Here is a 3,786-nt window from a genome sequence, read left to right as displayed (position 1 = left end):
GGGCGGCGCGCAGCAGGGCCTGGCCGGCCCGGGCGAGCGCGGCGGCGAGGACGAAGGACCGGGACGTGCGCGTGACGATCATGCCGTCACCCTAGGACCCGCCGCGGGCCGTGCTCCTACAGGTCCGCCCTGGCCGTGGCCAGGAGTTCCTCCGCGTGGGCGCGGGCCGTCTCGGAGTCCTCCTGGCCCGCCAGCATGCGGGACAGCTCGCGGACGCGCTCCTCGCCCTCCAGGACCTTCACGCCGGAGCGGGTGACGGAGCCGTCGTTGGTCTTCTCCACCAGCAGCTGGCGGTCGGCGAACGCGGCGACCTGGGGCAGGTGGGTGACCACGACGACCTGGGCGGTCTTGGCGAGCTTGGCCAGGCGCCGGCCGATCTCGACCGCCGCCTTGCCGCCGACACCGGCGTCGACCTCGTCGAAGAGGTACGTCGGCACGGGGTCGGTGCCCGCGAAGACGACCTCCACGGCCAGCATGACGCGGGACAGCTCACCGCCGGACGCGCCCTTGGCGATGGGCCGCGGCGGGGCGCCCGGGTGCGGGGCGAGGAGGAGTTCGACCTCGTCCGCGCCGGACGGGCCGTAGGCGACGGTCCGCCCGCCGACCTCGACGCCCTCCGGGTCCTCGGTCTGCCGGATGTCGAAGGACACGCGCGCGTGGGGCATCGCCAGCGAGGCCAGCTCGGCGGTCACCGCGGCGGCGAACCGCTCGGCGGCCTCGGTCCGCGCGTCCGTCAGGGCCTGGGCGAGCCCGCCGAGTTCGGCGCGCAGCGCGTCCCGCTCGGCGGTCAGCTCCTCGATCCGCTCGTCGTCGCCGTCCAGCTCGGTGAGCCGGGCGGCGGCCTGCTCGGCCCAGGCCAGGACAGCGGTCACGTCCTCGCCGTACTTGCGGGTCAGCGCGGTCAGCGCGGCCCGGCGCTCCTCCACCGCCGCCAGCCGCAGCGGGTCGGCGTCCAGATCGTCGGCGTACCCCGCCAGCTCCCCCGCCACGTCGCCGAGCAGGATGCCGATCTCCCCGATCCGGTCGGCGAGCGCGGCCAGCGCCGGATCGTGCGAGCGCACGGCCTCCAGGGCCCGGTGGGCGCCCGCGACGAGCGTCGTCGCGTCGATGCCCTCGGGGTCCTCGGGATTGCCCGCGAGAGCGGCGTGCGCGGCCGTCGCGGCGGACGCCAGCGCCTCGGCGTGGCCCAGCCGCTCGGCCTCCTCGGCCAGCTCCGCGTCCTCGCCGGCCCGGGGCTCCACGGCGGCGATCTCGTCCAGCCCGAACCGCAGCATGTCGGCTTCCTGCGCCCGCTCACGCGCGCGCGTGGTGATCTCCTCCAGCTCGGCGGAGACCGCCCGCAGCCGCCGGTAGGCCGCGGTGTACTTGGCGAGCGGCACGGCGACGGCGTCGCCCGCGTACCGGTCGAGCGCCTGCCGCTGCCGGGACAGCTTCAGCAGCCCCTGCTGGTCGGTCTGCCCGTGCACGGCCACCAGGTCGTCGGCCAGCTCGGCGAGCAGCCCGACGGGCACGCTGCGCCCGCCCAGATGCGCCCGGGAGCGGCCCTCGGCGGAGACGGTACGGCTGATCAGCAGGGCCCCGTCGTCCAGCTCGGCCCCGGCCTCCTCGGCGCGTACGACGGCGGCGGAGCCGGCGGGCACGGCGACCCGGCCCTCCACGACCGCCTTCTCGGCCCCGATCCGCACGAGCGCCGGGTCCGCCCGGCCACCGAGCAGCAGCCCCAGGCTGGTGACCACCATGGTCTTGCCCGCACCCGTCTCACCGGTGACGGCGGTGAACCCCGGCGACAGCTCGACGACGGCATCGTCGATGACCCCGAGCGACCGTATCCGCATCTCCTCCAACACGGAACAGACCATACGAGGTCCGGGGCGGCGAGCGCACATGGCCCGCCCATGTCACTCCGAGGGGTGGTGCGGCGCCCCCCGCCAGCCGGTGGTGGGCAGCGCGAACTTCGCCACGAGCCGGTCGGTGAAGGACGAATGGTGCAGTCGGGCCAGCCGCACCGGCACGGCCCCCCGCCGGACCTCCACCCGCGCCCCGGGCGGCAGCTCGACCGTCCGCCGCCCGTCGCACCAGAGCACCCCCGGCGGAATGTGCGGCAGCACCTCCACGGCCAGCACCGAGTCCGGCGAGGTCACCAGCGGCTTGGCGAACAGGGCGTGGGCGCTGATCGGCACCATCAGCAGCGCCTCCACCTCCGGCCACACCACCGGTCCCCCGGCGGAGAAGGCGTACGCCGTGGATCCGGTCGGCGTCGACAGCACCACGCCGTCGCAGCCGAACCCGGTCACCGGGCGCCCGTCGATCTCCAGCACGACTTCCAGCAGCTTCTCGGCGCCCGCCTTCTGCACGGCCGCCTCGTTCAGCGCCCAGTCGGTGTGCACGATGTCCCCGTTGCGGTGCACCACGACGTCGACGGTCATCCGCTCCTCGACCTCGTACGACCGGGCCACCACCCGGTCCACCACCCGATCGAGGTCGTCCCGCTCGGCCTCCGCGAGGAAGCCGACGCGCCCGAGGTTGACGCCCAGCATCGGCACCCCGGAGGCCCGGGCGAACTCGGCCCCGCGCAGCAGCGTGCCGTCGCCGCCCAGCACGATCAGCAGCTCGCACCCGTCCAGGCACTGCGGAGTGGCCTCCTTGACGAGCGCCACCTCCTCGGGCAGCGGCAGGTCGCGCGCCTCCTCCTCCAGCACCCGCACCCCGATGCCGTGCCGCAGCAGCCCCTTGACGACGAGTTCCGCACTGCGGATCGCCGCGGGCCGCCCGGTGTGGGCGAGCAGGAAAACAGTACGCGCCAGGTTCTGTGTCAACGCGGCCCCTCCGCCACTGCACGGTCGACGTCGGCCGGGTCCACCTGGGGTGCCCCCGCCCGCAGCCAGAGAAAGTACTCGACGTTCCCCGAGGGGCCGGGCAGCGGACTCGCGGTGACGCCCCGCACCCCGAGCCCCAGCTCCCAGGCCTTCTCGGCCACTCCCCGCACGGCCTCCGCCCGCAGCTGCGGACTCCGTACGACACCCCCGCTGCCGAGCCGCTCCTTCCCCACCTCGAACTGCGGCTTGACCATCATGACCAGGTCGGCGTCCGCCGTCACGCACCGCTTCAGGGCCGGCAGCACCAGCCCGAGCGGGATGAAGGACAGATCGCCCACGACAAGATCCACAGGTTCCCCATCGATCGCTTCAAGCGTCAACTCGCGTACGTTCGTACGGTCCTTGACGGTGACGCGTTCATCGCTCTGGAGGGACCAGGCGAGCTGTCCGTAGCCGACGTCCACCGCGACGACGTGGGCGGCGCCCGCGCGCAGCAGGACGTCGGTGAAGCCGCCGGTGGACGCGCCGGCGTCCAGCGCGCGCCGGCCCTCGACCACGAGCCCCTGCGGCACGAAGGCCTTGAGCGCGCCGGCGAGCTTGTGCCCGCCCCGGGAGACGTAGTCGGGGTCGCTGTCGTCGGAGGCGACCACGATGGCCGCGGCCGTCTCCACCTGCGTGGCCGGCTTGGTCGCCACGGTCTTGCCGACGGTGACCCGCCCGGCGGCGATCAGCTGGCTGGCGTGCTCGCGCGAGCGGGCGAGCTTCCGGCGGACCAGCTCCGCGTCGAGACGGCGGCGTGCGACTCCTGCCACGTTCGGTTCAGCTCCTGTGTTGGTACGACGGTGCGGGGGCCGAGGGCCCCGGGCGGGCGTCGAGCGCGGTGAGCGCGTCGCGCAACCCCCGGTGTACATCCTCGTACACCTCCAGGTGTCCGTCGGTGGCGAGGTGGTCGGCGTCGGCCAGCCGGTCC

General features: G+C 74.7%; 3 protein-coding genes. All 3 read right to left on the bottom strand.

Going from position 1 to position 3,786, the window contains the following annotated elements:
- Nucleotides 1-116 precede the first annotated feature (116 nt).
- The 3 genes from recN to CCN44_RS39315 are packed head-to-tail and all read right to left on the bottom strand — an operon-like array spanning nt 117 to nt 3,628.
- On the bottom strand, nt 117-1,859 hold the full coding sequence (gene recN, locus CCN44_RS39325) for a DNA repair protein RecN (protein ID WP_189397278.1): 1,743 nt from the start codon (nt 1,857-1,859) through the stop codon (nt 117-119).
- 39 nt (nt 1,860-1,898) lie between these two features.
- Nucleotides 1,899-2,816 (bottom strand): NAD kinase, encoded by a 918-nt coding sequence (locus CCN44_RS39320; RefSeq protein WP_086703883.1) that lies wholly within the window; start codon nt 2,814-2,816, stop codon nt 1,899-1,901.
- Nucleotides 2,813-3,628 (bottom strand): TlyA family RNA methyltransferase, encoded by an 816-nt coding sequence (locus CCN44_RS39315; RefSeq protein WP_059248538.1) that lies wholly within the window; start codon nt 3,626-3,628, stop codon nt 2,813-2,815. Before CCN44_RS39315 ends, CCN44_RS39320 begins: the two co-directional genes overlap by 4 nt.
- Nucleotides 3,629-3,786: the final 158 nt, after the last annotated feature.

The sequence above is a fragment of the Streptomyces tricolor genome (genome assembly GCF_002155905.1).
Classification (GTDB): Bacteria; Actinomycetota; Actinomycetes; order Streptomycetales; family Streptomycetaceae; genus Streptomyces; species Streptomyces tricolor.
This window is presented reverse-complemented; position numbering and strand designations above follow the sequence as displayed.